Raw genomic sequence first — 1,425 nt, forward strand, 5'->3', positions numbered from 1 at the left:
GGCTGATCATTACCCACATATTACTTATTGCTCCGCATGATTAGAAACATGTCGGTGATATGTGGCAGGTGTTGGAATCCGCGCCATAAAACTTGAGGGCCAGGTGCGCCGTCGCCTTTACGTGCCAAGAATCCCCCTAGTTTGGCAATCCACAAGATGACTTCCGCTAGGGAAGGGGGCGTTGCAATAGGGTTTGACACACGCTTGGTGTTGCAATACAGAGCTTGCCATTCTTCGTCACTGAGCAAGACAGTGCACGGTAAATCTGGATCAATCCGGGCTAGCATCGTTGCATACAGAATACGCCATGCGACTATGGAGTAAAGCGTCAGGGCTACAGCCAATCGCTCAACTGTTTCCAGTTGACGTGATTCGATACGGCAGCCCGACTTTAATACCCGATGCCATACTTCAATGGTCCATCGGCAAGTGTACCAATGTACCCGTTCGATAGCATCGTCAATAGTGAGTGTGGGTACTGTCGTGAGCAACATCCATTCAATCGCACCCTCGTATGACGGGGTTTCCTCGCTAGCCAGAATGGCCCACACGCTAATGTCTCCAAGCCGCTTTTTGTCATGCGGTGGTTTGATCCGTACCGGAATGCTACGAAGTGCGAGCGTACATTGGCGCGCAGGAGCGCCAGGATGTCGTGGCACCGTAATCTGTACCGTTCCCATCCGGGGCGCTGCACGCAGTGTTTCCCACAAATAGTGATGACTACTGTCGACAGCACGATTCCAGGCAGCTCGTACCAGCAATTCCACCCCAACGGCGCGCTCCATGGCAAATAGTTCATACATATCCGCTTCCCGGTCACCCACACTGATGAAGCTTGTTTGTGGTGCAGCCTCACGCGCAGTAGCCAAGGCCTCGACACTTTCGAGCCAGCGAATACTCTCCTTATTTTTGATGGAGCGTTTCTTACGTGATGCCAGCGCACCGTATGTCGCTTCGTCGCGTACCCAATTTCGTTGCGCCAGCAGACCTAGTGGTAATCGCTCTGGTGTCACTGCCAATGTGCTATGGCAAACTACACCCCGACCCCAGTAGTTACCCAGCGCACCAAGCCCCGCTGTGGCTGGATGATTTGTCCAGTCAAGATAGGTCGTATCTTGGACTGCGAGAACAATCGGCACTTGATGCGCACGCGACCAAGTGGCGTCGACATGTCCCGCAAGAATATGTTCAGGAACCGCTTTTACATTATCAAAGAATCGATATGCCGCTTTCAGGTCCCCCCATTTTGGTAGCGCCTGAGGTAGGGAAGAGTCAGGTTTGCGGGCGAGCGTACGCGCCAGCAATACTAAGCGTGATGTCAGACGTTTGTCGCCAAGTTGCACTAAGCCCAATTCATTTTCGGCCCAGTCGCAATCCTCCTGGTCTTCGTCAATGTCCATTCAGGGATTTTAATTATTTTCACGA

Annotated in this window: 1 protein-coding gene; it reads right to left on the reverse strand. The window is 52.4% G+C overall.

The genetic code is table 11. From position 1 onward, the window contains the following. Positions 1-20 precede the first annotated feature (20 nt). Entirely contained in the window at positions 21-1,400 is a 1,380-nt protein-coding gene (locus ACO0LG_RS29485; protein ID WP_423032172.1) for an IS4 family transposase, read from the reverse strand. Positions 1,401-1,425 lie beyond the last annotated feature (25 nt).

It is taken from the genome of Undibacterium sp. Ji42W (genome assembly GCF_049340405.1).
Lineage (GTDB): Bacteria > Pseudomonadota > Gammaproteobacteria > Burkholderiales > Burkholderiaceae_D > Undibacterium.